The 15761-nt window shown below is 64.7% G+C and carries 16 protein-coding genes; 8 read left to right on the forward strand and 8 right to left on the reverse strand.

Translation table 11 applies throughout. The features are described 5' to 3' along the window. Window positions 1-233 precede the first annotated feature (233 nt). The 7 genes from ACVWYP_RS21630 to ACVWYP_RS21660 all read left to right on the forward strand — a co-directional run bounded on the left by ACVWYP_RS21630 (window position 234) and on the right by ACVWYP_RS21660 (window position 8714). The gene (locus ACVWYP_RS21630) at window positions 234-1007 is read left to right on the forward strand and encodes a motility protein A (RefSeq protein ID WP_016848416.1); all 774 of its coding nucleotides are present in this window, start codon (window positions 234-236) and stop codon (window positions 1005-1007) included. 28 nt (window positions 1008-1035) lie between these two features. Next, window positions 1036-1866 (forward strand): OmpA/MotB family protein, encoded by an 831-nt coding sequence (locus ACVWYP_RS21635; RefSeq protein ID WP_016848417.1) that lies wholly within the window; start codon window positions 1036-1038, stop codon window positions 1864-1866. Between the two features lie 112 nt (window positions 1867-1978). Next, window positions 1979-3877 (forward strand): potassium transporter Kup, encoded by a 1899-nt coding sequence (locus ACVWYP_RS21640; RefSeq protein WP_304499742.1) that lies wholly within the window; start codon window positions 1979-1981, stop codon window positions 3875-3877. A gap of 151 nt (window positions 3878-4028) precedes the next feature. Further along, the gene (locus tag ACVWYP_RS21645) at window positions 4029-5954 is read left to right on the forward strand and encodes a potassium transporter Kup (RefSeq protein ID WP_304499743.1); all 1926 of its coding nucleotides are present in this window, start codon (window positions 4029-4031) and stop codon (window positions 5952-5954) included. A 136-nt stretch (window positions 5955-6090) separates the two neighbouring features. Beyond that, the gene (locus tag ACVWYP_RS21650; RefSeq protein ID WP_028344593.1) at window positions 6091-6420 is read left to right on the forward strand and encodes a rhodanese-like domain-containing protein; all 330 of its coding nucleotides are present in this window, start codon (window positions 6091-6093) and stop codon (window positions 6418-6420) included. A gap of 8 nt (window positions 6421-6428) precedes the next feature. Beyond that, complete coding sequence (locus tag ACVWYP_RS21655) at window positions 6429-7598, forward strand: aminotransferase (protein WP_304499745.1); 1170 nt, start codon at window positions 6429-6431, stop codon at window positions 7596-7598. Window positions 7599-7604: 6 nt separating this feature from the next. Then, on the forward strand, window positions 7605-8714 hold the full coding sequence (locus ACVWYP_RS21660) for a polyamine ABC transporter substrate-binding protein (RefSeq protein WP_038384065.1): 1110 nt from the start codon (window positions 7605-7607) through the stop codon (window positions 8712-8714). Between the two features lie 144 nt (window positions 8715-8858). Here the strand turns inward: ACVWYP_RS21660 and ACVWYP_RS21665 are convergent, their stop codons facing one another. The 6 genes from ACVWYP_RS21665 to ACVWYP_RS21690 form a co-directional block, all read right to left on the reverse strand. Further along, complete coding sequence (locus ACVWYP_RS21665) at window positions 8859-9794, reverse strand: lipid A biosynthesis lauroyl acyltransferase (RefSeq protein ID WP_304499746.1); 936 nt, start codon at window positions 9792-9794, stop codon at window positions 8859-8861. Between the two features lie 17 nt (window positions 9795-9811). Beyond that, entirely contained in the window at window positions 9812-11089 is a 1278-nt protein-coding gene (locus ACVWYP_RS21670; protein ID WP_028344597.1) for a beta-ketoacyl-ACP synthase, read from the reverse strand. A gap of 27 nt (window positions 11090-11116) precedes the next feature. Next, window positions 11117-12301 (reverse strand): beta-ketoacyl-ACP synthase, encoded by a 1185-nt coding sequence (locus tag ACVWYP_RS21675; RefSeq protein ID WP_304499747.1) that lies wholly within the window; start codon window positions 12299-12301, stop codon window positions 11117-11119. Beyond that, the gene (locus ACVWYP_RS21680; protein WP_016848425.1) at window positions 12294-12770 is read right to left on the reverse strand and encodes a 3-hydroxyacyl-ACP dehydratase FabZ family protein; all 477 of its coding nucleotides are present in this window, start codon (window positions 12768-12770) and stop codon (window positions 12294-12296) included. Before ACVWYP_RS21680 ends, ACVWYP_RS21675 begins: the two co-directional genes overlap by 8 nt. Before the next feature lie 9 nt (window positions 12771-12779). Next, entirely contained in the window at window positions 12780-13079 is a 300-nt protein-coding gene (locus tag ACVWYP_RS21685) for an acyl carrier protein (RefSeq protein ID WP_024582229.1), read from the reverse strand. A gap of 181 nt (window positions 13080-13260) precedes the next feature. Continuing rightward, window positions 13261-13602: a hypothetical protein gene (locus ACVWYP_RS21690; protein ID WP_057019710.1), complete on the reverse strand. Its 342-nt coding sequence runs from the start codon at window positions 13600-13602 to the stop codon at window positions 13261-13263. Window positions 13603-14037: 435 nt separating this feature from the next. Between ACVWYP_RS21690 and ACVWYP_RS21695 the strand changes: the two genes are divergently transcribed. Next, window positions 14038-14664 carry a ParB-like protein gene (locus ACVWYP_RS21695; RefSeq protein ID WP_028344600.1) on the forward strand — a complete coding sequence of 209 codons (627 nt, stop codon included), beginning with the start codon at window positions 14038-14040 and terminating at the stop codon, window positions 14662-14664. Here the strand turns inward: ACVWYP_RS21695 and ACVWYP_RS21700 are convergent. Both ACVWYP_RS21700 and ACVWYP_RS21705 read right to left on the reverse strand, forming a co-directional pair. After that, window positions 14625-15137, reverse strand: coding sequence for an MgtC/SapB family protein (locus ACVWYP_RS21700; protein ID WP_028344601.1), 513 nt, complete (start codon window positions 15135-15137; stop codon window positions 14625-14627). The genes ACVWYP_RS21695 and ACVWYP_RS21700 overlap by 40 nt on opposite strands. A gap of 8 nt (window positions 15138-15145) precedes the next feature. Beyond that, window positions 15146-15724: a peroxidase-related enzyme gene (locus tag ACVWYP_RS21705; protein WP_016848430.1), complete on the reverse strand. Its 579-nt coding sequence runs from the start codon at window positions 15722-15724 to the stop codon at window positions 15146-15148. Window positions 15725-15761 lie beyond the last annotated feature (37 nt).

Below are 15761 nucleotides of genomic sequence, written 5' to 3' on the forward strand. Positions count from 1 at the left end.
ATCCCATGTCCGTTGTTCTACGGGGAGGGGTTTTGTGGATGCGACGGCAGGCTCGCTTGCGGAAAGCCAGCATCTTCAACGACATCGCGAAAAGACCGGCGTTTACCCGTTGTTATCCCTACCAAATTCGGTAACGCGTCCTTAATGGCGTTAACGTTAGGGTTTTCCACGCGGCCCGCCTTGGGCTGCGCGCCGTCCAGGACGGGCAGGTTGCGTACGCGTTGGAGTCTCCTATGGATATCATGACTGGCGCCGGGCTGTTGGCTGGCATCATCGTCATCGCGGTGATGATGTTCATGGGCGGCGACCTGCACATGTTCATCTCCGAACACGCTATGATCATCATCTTCGGCGGCTCGATCGCGGCGACGATGATCCGCTTTCCGCTCGGCGTGATGCTGCACGGCCTGCCGCTCGGCGCCAAATTCGCCTTCACCATGAGCCGGCTGTCGGCCCGCGACCTCGTCGACGAACTCGCCCGCATCGCCGAGATCGCCCGCAAGCAGGGCCCGGTTGGGCTGGAGAAGGTCGAGACCGACGAGCCGTTCCTCGCCAAGGGCATCCGTTACGTCGCCGACGGTTACGACCTCGAATTCATCCGCGACAACATGGAACGCGACCGCGACAACTTCCTGATGCACCTCGACGAGGGCAGCAAGATCTATCGCGCGATCGGCGACTGCGCGCCGGCGTTCGGCATGATCGGCACGCTGATCGGCATGGTGCAGATGTTCGCCAACATGACCGACCCCTCCAAGCTCGGCCCGTTCATGGCGACCGCGCTGCTCGCGACGCTGTACGGCGCGCTGGTCGCCAATTTGTTCTGCCTGCCGATCGCCGACAAGCTGCACGGCAAGCTGCTCGACGAGGAGACCAACCGCACGCTGATCATCGACGGCATCCTGATGATCCGCGACTCCAAGAGCCCCGCGCTGGTGCGCGAGATGCTGCTGGCCTATCTGCCGGAGAAGCATCGCCAGGAGGAAGGCGAGCCGGTTCCGGCCTGACCGGACCGCGCTTTCGGGAAACGCAGCGATGGCCAAGAAAAAGCGCGGCGACGCCCATACCGGAGGTCACGGCTGGTTCGTGACCTTCGCCGACCTGATGGGCCTGATGATGAGCTTCTTCGTGATGCTCGTCGCGTTCTCCACCATGGACAACAACAAGCTGAAGATCGTCGCCGGCTCGATGCGCGATGCTTTCGGCGTGCAGACCAATGTGCGCTATTCCGGTATCGTCGAATCCGACGGCCTGCCGACCCGGCCGAAGCTGAAGAACGTCGAGCACATCTCGCCGGAGGACTCTTCGGCCAATCCGACGCCGGACGAGAAGGAGCGCAGCCAGATCAACGGCGCGCGGCTGAAGATCGACCGCGAATTCGCGCTCGCCTCGGCCTCGCTCCGCCAGGCGCTGCAGGACATGCCGGAGCTGACCGAGATCTCCAAGAACATCATGTTCGAGGAGACCAAGGAAGGGCTCAACCTCGAGATCGTCGACCAGGACGGCCGCTCGATGTTCGCCGACGGTTCCAGGGAGCCGTATGACCGCACCCGCCGGCTGATCCAGAAGCTGGCCGCGCCGCTGAAGGCGACGCCGCTGCGGGTTGCGATCGTGGGGCATACAGCCGCAGGCTTCGTGCCGGCGCGCAGCGACTATGACGGCTTCGACCTGTCCGCGGACCGCGCCAACGCGGTGCGGCAGATCCTGGAGCGGGAAGGGCTGCCGCCGTCGCATATTTTCGCGGTTTCCGGCAAGGCCGACGGCCAGCCGCTGTTTCCCGACGATCCGACGCTGCCGGCCAATCGTCGCGTGACCATCACGTTGATGCGGGAAAATCCGCCACTGCCGCCGGATCTGAAGCCGTAGCTCTGGGTTACCATACTACCGTCAACTACCATTGTTGCGCGGTTGACACGCGGAGCGGAAGCGTCGATAGCCGCGCGGATCAAATCAACCGATCGGGCGTTCCAACCTCGCCATGGCTGTCAGCGTCTCATCTACCGAAGCTCAGGAAGGGCAACCCACCTCCAGCTTCTGGGCCCTGACACTCGGCAGCATCGGGGTGGTGTTCGGCGATATCGGAACTTCGCCGCTCTACGCATTCCGCGAGGCGGTCGGCGGCGCCGCGCACGGCCAGCCGGTCACCCGCATCATGGTGCTGGGCGTGCTCAGCCTGATCCTGTGGGCGCTGTTCACCGTCGTCACCGCGAAATACGTGCTGCTGCTGCTGCGCGCCGACAACAATGGCGAGGGCGGCACGCTGTCGCTGATGGCGCTCGGCCAACGCGCGATCGGTCGGCGCAGCTGGCCGCTGCTCGCGCTCGGCGTGGTCGGCGCCTCGATGTTCATCGGCGATTCCATGATCACGCCGGCGATCTCGGTGCTGTCGGCGGTCGAAGGCCTCAAGCTCGCCACCCCGCATCTCGAGCACTATGTGGTGCCGCTGACGATCCTGATCCTGGTCGTGCTGTTCTCGGTGCAGAGTTCTGGCACCGCGCGCGTCGCGTCCGCCTTCGGTCCGGTGATGGTGGTGTGGTTCGCCTCGCTGGCGGTAATGGGGCTCGTCCACATCATGGACGACCCGTCGGTGCTGGCGGCGATCAATCCCTATTACGCGCTCCAGTTCATGCTGACCCACGGCACCATCGGCCTGGTGACGCTGGGCGCGGTGTTCCTCGCGGTGACCGGCGGCGAGGCGCTGTATGCCGATCTCGGGCATTTCGGCCGCAAGCCGATCCAGTCGGGCTGGCTGTTCTTCGTGCTGCCCTCGCTGCTGCTGAACTATTTCGGGCAGGGCGCGCTGGTGCTGTCCGATCCCAGCGCGATCGAGAACTCGTTCTACCGCATGGTGCCCGACGTGCTGCTGCTGCCGCTGGTCGGGCTCGCCACCGCCGCGACGGTGATCGCGAGCCAGGCGGTCATCACCGGCGCCTATTCGCTGATCAGCCAGGCGGTGCAGCTCGGGCTCTTGCCGCGCTTCGAGGTCCGCTACACCTCGGAGACCCATGCCGGGCAAATCTATCTGCCGCGGGTCAACCGGCTGCTGTTGATCGGCGTGCTGCTGCTGGTGCTGCTGTTCCGCACCTCGAGCGGGCTTGCGTCGGCCTATGGCATCGCCGTCTCCACCACCATGGTCGCCGACGGCATCATGGGCTTCATCGTGATCTGGAAGCTGTGGAACTGGCGCGTGGCGTCGGCGGCGGCGTTGATCCTGCCGTTCGTGATCGTCGACATGACCTTCTTCAGCGCCAATCTCCTGAAGCTGTTCGAGGGCGCCTGGGTGCCGCTGCTGTTCGGCGCCGTCATGGCGACGATGATCTGGACCTGGCGCCGCGGCGCCGCCATCCTGGTCGCCAAGACCCGACGCATCGAGGTGCCGCTGCGCGACCTGATCCACAGTCTGGAGAAGCGGCCGCCGCATATCGTCAAGGGCACCGCGGTGTTCCTGACCAGCGATCCCAGTTTCGTGCCGACCGCGCTGCTGCACAATCTCAAGCACAACAAGGTGCTGCACGAGCACAATGTGATCCTGACCATCGAGACCGCACCGACGCCGCGCGTCGATCTGTCCGAGCGCGTCACCATGGAGAAGGTGAGCGACAAGTTCACCGCGGTGCGCCTGCGCTTCGGCTACATGGAATCGCCGAACGTGCCGAAGGCGCTGGCGGTCGCGCGCAAGCTCGGCTGGCAGTTCGACATCATGGCGACCTCGTTCTTCGTGTCGCGCCGCTCGCTGAAGCCGTCGGCCCAGTCCGGGATGCCGCAATGGCAGGACCATCTGTTCATCGCGATGAGCCGGTCCGCCAATGATGCCACCGACTATTTCCAGATCCCGACCGGCCGGGTGGTTGAAGTGGGTACCCAGGTAACTATCTGATCGGGCGCAGGATTCTGATATCAACCGTGATCCATGCGTGATGTGCATGGCGGAGGCCTGAATCCGGGCTAACCTATGCATTCCTGCCGGGAGTATAGCCCTGCGACCCGGCATTGTGCGGTGCGGCAGAAGACAGAGGCACAGCTTCCCCATGTCATCCGAGAGTGCGATCACCGCGGCGGAAACGCCGGCGGCAAACGGCAATGGCGAGGCGCATTCCACCGCCACCTTCAAGGCCCTGATGCTCGGCAGCATCGGTGTCGTCTATGGCGACATCGGCACCAGCCCGCTCTACGCGCTGCGCGAAGCCGTCGCGGCGGCCGCCGGCGGCGAGGGCGCGGTGACGGCGCATGCGGTGCTCGGCGTGCTCTCGCTGATCCTCTGGGCGCTGATCATCGTCGTCACGCTGAAATACGTCGTGATCCTGCTGCGCGCCGACAACAATGGCGAGGGCGGCACGCTGGCGCTGATGGCGCTGGCGCAGCGCGCGGCGACCAAGGGCGGCGCCGCGATCGTGCTGCTCGGCATCATCAGTGGCGCGCTGTTCTATGGCGACGCCGTCATCACGCCGGCGCTCTCGGTGCTGTCGGCAATCGAAGGCATTAAGCTCGTCACCTCGACATTCGATCCCTATGTCGTCCCGCTCACGGTGGTGATCCTGGTCGTGCTGTTCGCGGTGCAGTCGCGCGGCACCGCGCGCGTCGCGGCCTTCTTCGGGCCGGTGATGTGCGTCTGGTTCGCCGTGATCGCGGTCGCGGCGCTGCCGCAGATCGTGCGGCATCCCGAAGTGCTGTACGCGCTCAATCCGATCCTCGCGGTGTCGTTCATGCTGCATCACGGCGTGATCGGCTTCATCACGCTCGGTGCGGTCTTCCTCGCCGTGACTGGCGCCGAGGCGCTCTATGCCGATCTCGGCCATTTCGGCAAACGCCCGATCCAGACCGCGTGGCTGTTCATCGTGCTGCCGTCGCTGGCGTTGAACTATCTGGGGCAGGGCGCGCTCTTGATCGGCAATCCCAAGGGCATCGAGAACCCGTTCTTCCTGATGTTCCCGGACTGGGCCCTGATCCCGATGGTCGCGCTGGCGACCATGGCGACCGTGATCGCGAGCCAGGCGGTCATCACCGGCGCGTATTCGCTGACGCGGCAGGCGATCCAGCTCGGCCTGTTGCCGCGGTTCGAGATCCGCCACACCTCGGAAGCGCATTCCGGGCAGATCTACATGCCGCGCATCAACCGTTTCCTGTTCATCGCGGTCATCGTGCTGGTGCTGATGTTCCGTTCGTCGAGCGCACTGGCGTCGGCTTACGGCATCTCGGTGACCGGCACCATGGTGGTGACGGCGATGATGGGTTTTGTCGTGATCTGGAAGGTCTGGCGCTGGTCGCCGATTGCGGCCGCCGCGCTGGTCGCGCCGTTCCTGTTCCTGGACATCACCTTCCTTGCCGCCAACCTGCTCAAGGTGTTCGAGGGCGGCTGGGTGCCGCTCGCACTTGGTGGCGCGATGATCGTGGTGATGTACACCTGGCGGCGCGGCAGCCGGCTTTTGTTCGAGAAGTCGCGCAAGCTGGAATTCCCGCTCGCCGATCTCGTCGCGATGCTGGAGAAGCGGCCGCCGCAGCGCGTCACCGGCACCGCGGTGTTCCTGACCAGCGACCCCGTCAGCGCGCCGACCGCGCTGATGCACAGCCTCAAGCACTACAAGGTGCTGCACGAGAAGAACGTCATCCTGACCATCGAGACGGCGCCGACGCCGCGCATCGATCCGTCCGAGCGGGTGCGGATGGAGCAGCTGAGCGAGACCTTCTCCAAGGTGACGCTGAAGTTCGGCTTCATGGAGCAACCTAACGTGCCGAAGACGCTGGCGATCGCCCGCAAGCTCGGTTGGCAGTTCGACATCATGTCGACCTCGTTCTTTCTGTCCCGCCGTGCGCTGAAGCCGGCGGCGCATTCGGGCATGCCGAGCTGGCAGGACCATCTGTTCATCGCGCTGAGCCGCTCCTCGAACGACGCCACCGACTATTTCCAGATCCCGACCGGGCGGGTGGTCGAGGTCGGCACGCAGGTGACGATTTAGGGTCTGCGAACCAGCGTTTCGGCGTGGCATCTAACCCGTTTCGGACGCTTGATTTTCTCCGCGCAAGAGGCGACTTTGCGGCCCGGACCGGCGGGCCGCGCGACGCTCGCCAAGCTGATATCGGGAGGATATTTCCGTGGCGGACCACAAGGTGGAAGATTTGTTTCCGGACGAGGTGTCGAAGGGCATAGCGGAAGGCCGCTATCTGCTGGTCGACGTCCGTGAGCCGAACGAGGTCGCCGTCGAGGCCTATCCCGATGGCGTCGTGGTGCCGCTGTCGACGTTCGATCCGGCGGCGATTCCCGATCCGCAGGGCAAGCAGGTGGTGTTCGCCTGCCGCTCCGGCAAGCGCTCGGTGACGGCCTCGCTGGCCGCCCAGGCTGCGGGCCTGCCCTATGACAAGCACCTGGCGGGCGGCATCATCGGCTGGAAGGCGGCGGGACTGCCGACCAAGGCCGGCGGCTGATCCCTGACATGACCTCCATGAACAAGGTCTTCGCGGACCTTCCTGTCACCATCTTCGAGGCGATGTCGCAGGCCGCGCGCGACAACAACGCCATCAATCTCGGCCAGGGCTTTCCCGACGATCCCGGACCGGAGGACATCCGCCGCGCCGCCGCGGACGCCTCGATCAACGGCTATAATCAATATCCGTCGATGATGGGCATCCCGGAGCTCCGTCAGGCGATCGCATCGCATTACGGCCACTGGCACGGACTCAAGCTCGATCCGATGACCGAGGTGATGGTCACCTCGGGCGGCACCGAGGCGCTGACCTCCTCGATCCTCTCCGTGGTCGAGCCCGGTGACGAGGTGGTGTGCTTCCAGCCGGTCTATGATTCCTATCTGCCGATCATCCGCCAGGCCGGCGGCATTCCGCGGCTGCTGCGGCTCGAACCGCCGGAGTGGCGGCTGAGCGAGGAGATGCTGCGCAGCGTCTTCAATCACAAGACCAAGGCGGTGCTGTTCAACAATCCGCTCAATCCGGCGGCGGTGGTCTATCCGCGCGAGGACCTCGAACTGCTGGCGCGGTTCTGCCAGGAATTCGACGTGGTCGCGATCTGCGACGAGGTCTGGGAACACGTGGTGTTCGACGGCCGCGAGCACATCCCGCTGATCACGATCCCGGGCATGCGCGATCGCACCATCAAGGTCGGCAGCGCCGGCAAGATCTTCTCGCTGACCGGATGGAAGATCGGCTTCGTCTGCGCCGCGCCGCCGCTGCTGCGCGTCGCTGCGAAGGTGCACCAGTTCCTCACCTTCACGACGGCGCCCAATTTGCAAGCGGCGGTGGCATATGGCCTCGGCAAGCCCGACGACTATTTCCTCGACATGCGCAAGGACATGGCGCGGAGCCGCGACCGCCTGACCAAGGGGTTGGAGAGCATCGGCTTTCCGGTGCTGAAGTCGCAGGGGACTTACTTCCTCACCGTGGACCTGTTGCCGCTCCGGCTCAACGAGACCGATGCCGAGTTCTGCTGGCGGATCGTGCAGGACTACAAGGTTGCCGCGATCCCGGTGTCGGCGTTCTACGAGCAGGATGCGGTGACGTCGGTCGTGCGTTTTTGTTTCGCCAAGAAAGACTCGACGCTCGATGCCGCGCTGGAGCGGTTGTCGGACGCCGTCCACCGCCGCAAGAGGTAGGCCAGAATGCGAGAGCAGAACCGTCGTCTCGTCAGCTTCGTCGGCGCGGTCGCGACGGTCCTGCTGCTCTCGGCCTCCGCTGACGCCGAGGAGCGCACGGTCAACTTCTACAACTGGTCGAACTACATGGCGCCGGGAGTCCTCGAGGACTTCACCAAGGAAACCGGCATCAAGGTCGTCTACGATACGTTCGACGCCAACGAGACGCTGGAGACGCGGCTGCTCGCCGGCAAGTCGGGCTATGACGTCGTGGTGCCGACCGGCTACTTCCTGCAGCGCCAGATCACCGCGAAGGTGTTCCTCAAGCTCGACAAGTCGAAGCTGCCGAACCTCGCCAATGCATGGCCCGTGGTGACGGAGCAGCTTGCGACTTACGATCCCGGCAATAGCTACGGCGCCAACTACATGTGGGGCACCACCGGCATCGGCTACAACGTCAAGATCGCGGAGAAGATTCTCGGTCCCGACGCGAAGATCGACAGCTGGGACATGGTGTTCAAGCCGGAGAACCTCGCCAAGTTCAAGGATTGCGGCATCCACATGCTGGATTCCGCGGACGACATCCTGCCGGCGGCGCTGAGCTATCTCGGCCTCGATCCGAACTCGACCAAGCAGGCTGACCTCGAGAAGGCCGCCGATCTCGTCATCAAGATCCGGCCCTATGTGCGCAAATTCCACTCGTCCGAATATCTCAGCGCGCTGGCCTCGGGCGAAATCTGCTTCGTGGTCGGATGGTCGGGCGACATCATGCAGGCGCGCAGCCGGGCGGCGGAAGCCAACACCGGCGTCGAGATCGGTTACACGATCCCGAAGGAGGGCGCGCAGATGTTCTTCGACAATCTCGCGATTCCGTCGGACGCGAAGAACGTCGCCGAGGCCTATGAGCTGATCAACTACCTCTACCGTCCCGAGATCGCGGCGAAGAACTCGAACTTTCTGTCCTACGCCAACGGCAATCTGGCGAGCCAGAAGCTGATCGATCCGAAGATCTTCACCGACAAGAATATCTATCCCGACGAAGCGATGCAGAAGAAGCTGTTCGTGATCACCGCGCGCGATCCGGCGACGCAGCGAATCATCAATCGGCTGTGGACGAGGGTGAAGACCGGGAAATAGGTCTATCCGTCATTGCGAGCCAACGGGTCGCGCGAACGCGCGCCCGACGACAGGCTCCGCGAAGCAATCCATCGCGTCGCACCTGCTGAAGCATGGATTGCTTCGTCGCTTCGCTCCTCGCAATGACGAGGTAGGGCTGCCAGCCTACCGCCAGCGCCGGTGCAGCCAGAGCCACTGATCCGGATATTCGCGGACCCAGCCCTCGACGACGTCGGTGATCGCCTGCATCGTGCCCTGGATATCGATCTGGCCGGATGCGTCGAACACCGGCTTGATTTCCTCGGTGACCTCGCCGCGGAAGCGGCCGTCGGGCAGGCGGATGATCCGCGTGCCGTGGATGGGGCAATCGATCTGCCGGCGCAGGCGCGCCAGCAGCGGATTCGCTGTGGTCTTGCGGCCGAAGAAGGTGACGGGAACGCCGTTGGTCAAATACTGATCGACCAGCATCGCGACGTGCTGGCCGTTCTTCAGCGCCTGCGCCAGCTTGAGCGGCGCGTCGCGGCCGGCCGGCACCAGTGTGCCCAGATTGACCGCGCGGATGCGCTCGATGGCGCGGTCGGCGGCTTCGATGTTCGGCCGCCGAAACAGGATGGTGGCGTCGAGCCCATGCGCTGCGGCGGCAATCGGAGAGAGCTCCCAGTTGCCGAGATGTGCGGCGAAGAACAGTGCCGGCTTGCCGTCGTCGCGCAACTGGTCGAACAGCTGCTTGCTGCGCGCCGAGAATTCGACGCGACCCGGCTTGTCGGGATTTTGGGGGTCGTGGTCCCAGATGCGGTCGATGTGCGCGAATTCAGCGCCGATGCGTCCGAGGTTGTGCCAGACGCCCGTCAGGATCTCCTCGATCTCCTCCGGTGACTTTTCCGGGAAGGCGGCCTTGAGGTTCTCGCGGCCGATGCGATCCTCGCGCAGCCGGCGGCCGATGAAATGGGCGGCGCGGCCGAAGAACCTTGCGGTCTTCTCGGGATCGAAATAGCGCGTTGTACGCAGCAGGCCGATCGTCAGCCCGCCGATCGCCGCGTCGGTCACGGGCTTCGCGGCGTCACGCAGGTGCGCCCTGGTGCGAAGGAGCAGGCGTTTCATCTGATGAGGCGAGGGCGCTAGGCCGGCTCGCGCGTCAAGATCAGCGAGGCGTTCTGCCCGCCGAACCCGAACGAGTTCGACATCACGGCGGTCACCTTGGCATCGCGCGCCTTGTTGCCGACTACGTCGAACGGGATCGCGGGATCAGGCACCTCGTAGTTGATCGTCGGCGGAATCCGCTGATGCTCGAGCGTGAGCAGCGAGAAGATCGCCTCGACTGCACCGGCGGCCGAGATGGTGTGGCCGACCATCGACTTGTTCGACGACACCGGAATGTTTTTGGTGTGTTCGCCAAACACGGCCGACGTCGCAAGATACTCCATCTTGTCGTTTTCCGGCGTCGAGGTCCCGTGCGCGTTGATGTGATCGATTTGCTCGGGCTCCATTCCAGCATCGGCGAGTGTCTTGCGCACGCAGCCGATCGCCGGCTTGCCGTCCGGGGCCGAGCGGGTGCGATGGAAGGAATCGGTGAGCTCGCCGCAGCCGGCGACGACGCCGAGGATGCGCGCGCCGCGGGCCATCGCGGCCTCGTAGCTCTCGAGCACCAGCGCGCCGGCGCCTTCGGCCATCACGAAGCCGTCGCGGTTCTTCGAGAACGGTTTCGAGGCGGCCTGCGGCGGATCGTTCTGGGTGGAGAGAGCCGACAGCAGCGAGAAGCGCACCATGGCTTCCGGGTTCACCGAGCCGTCGGTTGCGACGCACAGCGTCGCATCGGTTTCGCCGCGGCGGATCGCCTCGACGCCAAGCTGGATCGCGGTCGCACCGGACGCGCAAGCCGTCGACAGCGAAATCGGGGACCCTTTGGTGCCGAAGGTCTCGGCGAGGTTGAGCGCGACGGAGCCGAAGGTGAAGCGCCGGTGAAAGTGCGCGAACTTCCCGCCGCTGCAGGTCGCCAGGTATTCGATGATTCCAAAGTCCTTGGTCGGAACCTCGCGCGCGACTTCGAGCCGCTGCGGCCACTCGGTCTCGATCGGGGCGACTGCCAGAAACAGCGGGCCGGGAAAGTCGCCCTTGCTGCCGATGCCGGCTTGCTCAAGCGCTTCCTCGGTCGCGATCTCTGCCAGACGCTGCGACAGGCTGGTCGAGGAGAACGGGTCGACGGTGACGAAATCGACGGCGCCGGCCATCGTCGTCTTCATACTGTCGAGCGGGAAGCGTGTGACGGTCTTGATGCCGGACTCACCCGCGGTGAGGCGCTTCCAATTGTCGGTCTTGCCGCCGCCGAGCGACGTCACGATTCCCATGCCGGTCACGACGACGATCGGTCGGCCGAATTTATCGCGTGGTGCTGTCATGGTGTCCCCGTCGGTGCTTGCGCCGAATTACTTGACGGCCTCGACCAGTGCCATGCCTTCGCCCTGCCAGTGGCCGACCCCCAACACGACAATCTGGGTTGGCGCTTCGGTCTTTTCAACCTCCAGCCCGGTCGGGTCGTTGGCCGGATAGAGCGCGCCGCGCGAGATCGACAGCGCGGCCAGCGCGAGCCCGAGCGGGAACTGCGCCTCCATGGTGTGGCCAAAGGTCGTTCCGGTGGCGCGGACGGCAAAGCCGGCATGCTGGCTGAGGAATGCGCGCTCTTCAGCGGTCGCAGGCTCGGCGCCGGTCGCGCCCGTGATCAGGATACCGTCGTCGCCGCTGACGCCGAGCTGCGGCCACAACGCCTGCAGCGATTTCGTCACGGCGCCCGGCTCCTTGCGTCGGGCAAGGTCGGCGACCACCTTGGTCAGCTTGGCGTACGGCTTTGCGCCGCGGGCCTCGGCATGTTCGCGCGATTCCATCACGAGGAAGGCGCCGGCGGAGCCAATGGCAAAGCCCGGGTTGTTCCTGCGGGCCCAGACCGAGCTATGCTGGTCCTTGAGGGCGAGATCGCCGAATGCATAAAGCATCAAGAGGTCGCCGCGATCGCCGTTATGAGCGGCACCGACCAAGGCGATGTCACTCTGGCCGGCTCCAATGCGCGCGACCGCGATCCGTGCCGCGTCGATGCTCGAGGCTTCCTCGCCCATGAAGGTGCGGGAGGTCCCGCACACGCCGTGAACGATCGCGATGTTGCCGGCGAGCAGGTTGGAGAGCTGCGCCAGGAACAGCGTCGGGCGCAGCTCGTTCATCAGCTTCTCGTTGAGCAGGGCGGGCGGCAGCTTGCCCTGCGCATCGGCGTTCATGATCGCCAGGTCGACATTGAGGTCACGCTCGCCGCCACCGGCTGCGATGATCATGTCCATCCGCGACAGGATTTCCTGATTGCCTTTGACGCCGGCGGAATCGAGCGCCAGCCCGGCGGCATAGGTACCGATCCGCTGCCACGTCTCCATCTGACGCTGATCGCCCTTCTTCGGGATCTGGGCGTCGAAGCTGACGGGGGCGATCGGATGGATCACGTATGGCGCGAGCCGCTTCTCGTCGGCATTGACGCGCCGGGCGCCGAGCGCCTCCCAATGCGCATCCAGCCCTTCGCCAAGCGAGGAGAGCAGGCCTACGCCGGTGATCCAGACTTCCTTCTCAGCCATGACTCATTGCCTGCTGCGGAAACCCGATCTTGGTGGCCATGGCATCCATGTGCACGCGCAAGTCCGGGCTGGGGAAGGGGATATGACGGAAGGTCAGCTCGGCATTGCACTTGAGCTCCTTGCCGACGCGAACCTTCGCCGAGGTGACGGCGAAGCCTGAACCTTCGTGCTCGATCTTGGCCTCGATGGTCAGGAGCGAACCGGGGCTGACGAAGCCGCGCATCTTGGCTTCCTTGACCATGGCGAGGAAGGGCATGCGCTCGAACTTGGTCAGACCGAGGATCAGCCAGCCCGAACTCTGGGCCATTGCTTCGGTCAGCAGCACGCCGGGCATGATCGGATAGCCCGGGAAGTGCCCCGCGAACACCGAATGGCTGTCGGGCGGGACATCCGCCTCGACGACAATGGTCCTTGCGTCGAGGTTGAGGTCGACGATCCGATCGATCAGCTGAAAGATCTCGAGCTGCATGATGGGCGATTACGAGCCCGTGCCCGTGCCCGCGTTCTTGGCTGCAACCAGCTCGTCGATGCGGTCGGCGAGATTCTTCAACACGAAATACTGCTCCGTCGTGGCCTTGCCGTCGTTGACCTCCTGGGTCCACTTTTCGAGCGGCATTTTGATCCCAAAGGCCTTGTCGATGGCAAACGCGATGTCGAGGAAGTCGAGGCTGTCGATCCCCAGATCGTCGATCGCGTGGCTCTCCGGCTTGATCGTGTCGCGCGGGATGTCGCAGGTCTCCGCGATAATGTTGGCGATCTGCTCGAATGTGGAGGACATCATTAAGCCTTTGATATATTGAAGGTAATTCCGGGTCGGCTCAGAGGAGGCGGGCGCGTTGCCCCGGAATGCCCGATTGCTGGTGCCGGAGTCGTGTGCCCGTATATCGGAGCAGGGCCGTTAGTTCAATGGAGCTTGGCCGGCCTCGCAAGGACGGTTTTTGGGCAGGGTTCCGGCCAGCCTAGCTGCGCGGCATCACCGTAATCTTCGCGCAATCCCGGCGGCCCATCAGCACGCAATCCTGGGTCTTGCGCAAATCGGCGATGCTCATGGCAAGCCAGATGCCGATCGCGGTGAGCGCCACCGTGAAGGCGAAGGCGGCGATGTTGGCGAGCATGCGCTGGCGGAAATCGTCCGGCTCCTCGCGCGGCTTCTCATAGCGAGAGAGATCGTTGGCAACGGAAGCCGGGCGCGTCGTTCGGTGCGGCTCTTCGCGCTTGCCGGGCGGCTGCGCCGAGGTACGCGGCCGGAATTTGAGCACTACGTGCTCCGCATCCGAGGAAATTGGCCGCTGCGTCTTCACTGTTGTCAGTCCGGTCGCGTCGCCGGTTATGTTTAGCATGTTCGCTGCACTTCACACCTAAAATCTTGGTGCGCGCAGAGGTGGTATTCATGCTTCGATCACCTCCAGGAACTGGCTTGCCGTCGAGGTGACTGCTGCGGTGCGCGGGATGCTCGGCATTGCGATGACGAGGCCGATGTCGACACACGCGTTCGACCTTCGCGCACGCACAGTTTGCGCTGCAACGCCGTCATTGAGGTTGAGGCTGCGCGCCCCGGCATTGGCATCCTACGCATTGACGGCCGGGGGCATCGACAGCCCCGAGGCCGGACCATCCGGCCGTCGGCCCCACCGCTTCGTGAAGCCATTCCGGCACACCGGACTCTTTCACCCGCCTGCGGGCTCATGACATAGTGGAACCCGTTCCGGAGTGCCGGTCAAAAGGGAGCATAAATCATGGCCCACACGCGCGAGCCTTACGTCAAACCGGTCCCGATCATGTCGCTGCGGCCGACCCAGATGACGGTCGGCATGCAGGAGGTGACGGAGAAGCGGAAGCGCTGGCGCGAGCACAAGTCGGACAAGAAGCGCGCCGAACTGCTGGGCAAGCACATGATCCCGGTCGTCCATGGTCCCGACGATCGCTACTACGTGGTCGATCACCATCACATGGCGCGGGCGCTGCACGAGGAGGGCGTCAAGGACATCCTGGTCACGGTGATCGGCGATCTCACGATGGTCGAGCGTGACGTGTTCTGGGGCGTGATGGACAACAAGCGCTGGGTCTATCCCTACGATTCCAAGGGCGAGCGCCGCCACTTCAAGGACATTCCGAAATCGATCAAGGATCTCAGGGACGATCCGTTCCGCAGCCTCGCCGGCGAGATGCGCCGGGCGGGCGGTTTTGCCAAGGACACGACGCCGTTCAGCGAATTCCTGTGGGCCGATTTCCTGCGCCGCCACATCCCGCGCAAGACGGTGGAGAACAATTTCGCCAAGGCGCTGGAGAAGGGACTGGCGCTCGGCCGCAGCAAGGACGCGGTCTATTTGCCCGGCTGGTGCGGGCCGGCATCTGACGACTGATCTGCCGCGGCCTCCGGCCTGTGCTGATCCTCCTTGCCACCGAGCGCGTGGTGCAGCCACCGCTCGGTTCGCTTGCCGAAGGTCAACAGCAGGAACGCCAGCGCGACGGCGGTGACGACGATCGGCCAATGTCCGGCCCCGCAGACGATGCCGACGCAAGCGGCGAAGAAGGCGCATGCGGCGCTGGTCAGGCCGCGGACCTGGAAGCGGTCGCCCTGCCGCACGATCACGCCGGCGCCGAGAAATCCGATGCCGGTCAGCACGCCCTGGATCACGCGGCTCACCGCGTCGGTGAACTTGCCGGGCTCGACGGCCTGCAATGCCAACAGCACGACCATCGCCGTCGAAAGGCTGACGAGACCCAGCGTCTTCAGGCCGATCGGCTTGCCGCGCAGGTCGCGGTCGAGCCCGATCGCGCAGCCGGCAAGGGTGGCCGCGCCGAGACGCAGGATGATCTCGCTCCAGTCCGCCAAGGCGTCCTCTATTTCGGCTGCCGGCCGAGCATATAGAACTCGCCGTTCGGCCGCATGCCGGTGACGTTGGCGAGCCGGTTCGACAGCGCGAAGAACGCCGCAACCGCGGCGATGTCCCAGACGTCGTCGTCGCTGAAGCCGTGGGCGGCAAGCGCGGCGAAGTCCGCCTCCGAGACTTCCTCGGCCGCGCGGCTCACCTTCATGGCGAAGTCGAGCATCGCGCGCTGCCGCGGCGTGATGTCGGCCTTGCGGTAGTTGACCGCGATCTGGTCGGCGATCTCGGGATTCTTGGCGCGGATGCGCAGGATCGCGCCGTGGGCGATCACGCAATACTGGCACTGGTTGGCGGCGCTGGTCGCCACCACGATCATCTCGCGCTCGGCCTTCGAGAGGCCGGAGTCCTTCTCCATCAGCGCGTCGTGATAGGCGAAGAAGGCGCGAAACTCGTCGGGGCGATAGGCCAGGGTGAGGAAGACGTTCGGCACGAAGCCGGATTTCTCCTGCACCGCCAGGATGCGGGCGCGGATATCCTCGGGGAGCTTGTCGAGAGCGGGCGTCGGGAAGCGTTTTGCGGTCGGCTGCGTCATGAGATGGTTCCGGCGTGCCGCCTGGATGCGGCGTCAC

Source organism: Bradyrhizobium sp. USDA 3262 (assembly GCF_054060035.1).

Excerpts from the sequence above, each read along its gene's own strand:
- ACVWYP_RS21695 (WP_028344600.1), top strand. The coding sequence starts at position 14,038 with ATGGCCCACACGCGCGAGCCTTACGTCAAACCGGTCCCGATCATGTCG.
- ACVWYP_RS21660 (WP_038384065.1), top strand. The coding sequence starts at position 7,605 with ATGCGAGAGCAGAACCGTCGTCTCGTCAGCTTCGTCGGCGCGGTCGCG.
- ACVWYP_RS21705 (WP_016848430.1), bottom strand. The coding sequence starts at position 15,724 with ATGACGCAGCCGACCGCAAAACGCTTCCCGACGCCCGCTCTCGACAAG.
- ACVWYP_RS21635 (WP_016848417.1), top strand. The coding sequence starts at position 1,036 with ATGGCCAAGAAAAAGCGCGGCGACGCCCATACCGGAGGTCACGGCTGG.
- ACVWYP_RS21675 (WP_304499747.1), bottom strand. The coding sequence starts at position 12,301 with ATGGCTGAGAAGGAAGTCTGGATCACCGGCGTAGGCCTGCTCTCCTCG.
- ACVWYP_RS21645 (WP_304499743.1), top strand. The coding sequence starts at position 4,029 with ATGTCATCCGAGAGTGCGATCACCGCGGCGGAAACGCCGGCGGCAAAC.
- ACVWYP_RS21665 (WP_304499746.1), bottom strand. The coding sequence starts at position 9,794 with ATGAAACGCCTGCTCCTTCGCACCAGGGCGCACCTGCGTGACGCCGCG.
- ACVWYP_RS21630 (WP_016848416.1), top strand. The coding sequence starts at position 234 with ATGGATATCATGACTGGCGCCGGGCTGTTGGCTGGCATCATCGTCATC.
- ACVWYP_RS21640 (WP_304499742.1), top strand. The coding sequence starts at position 1,979 with ATGGCTGTCAGCGTCTCATCTACCGAAGCTCAGGAAGGGCAACCCACC.
- ACVWYP_RS21680 (WP_016848425.1), bottom strand. The coding sequence starts at position 12,770 with ATGCAGCTCGAGATCTTTCAGCTGATCGATCGGATCGTCGACCTCAAC.
- ACVWYP_RS21685 (WP_024582229.1), bottom strand. The coding sequence starts at position 13,079 with ATGTCCTCCACATTCGAGCAGATCGCCAACATTATCGCGGAGACCTGC.
- ACVWYP_RS21670 (WP_028344597.1), bottom strand. The coding sequence starts at position 11,089 with ATGACAGCACCACGCGATAAATTCGGCCGACCGATCGTCGTCGTGACC.
- ACVWYP_RS21655 (WP_304499745.1), top strand. The coding sequence starts at position 6,429 with ATGACCTCCATGAACAAGGTCTTCGCGGACCTTCCTGTCACCATCTTC.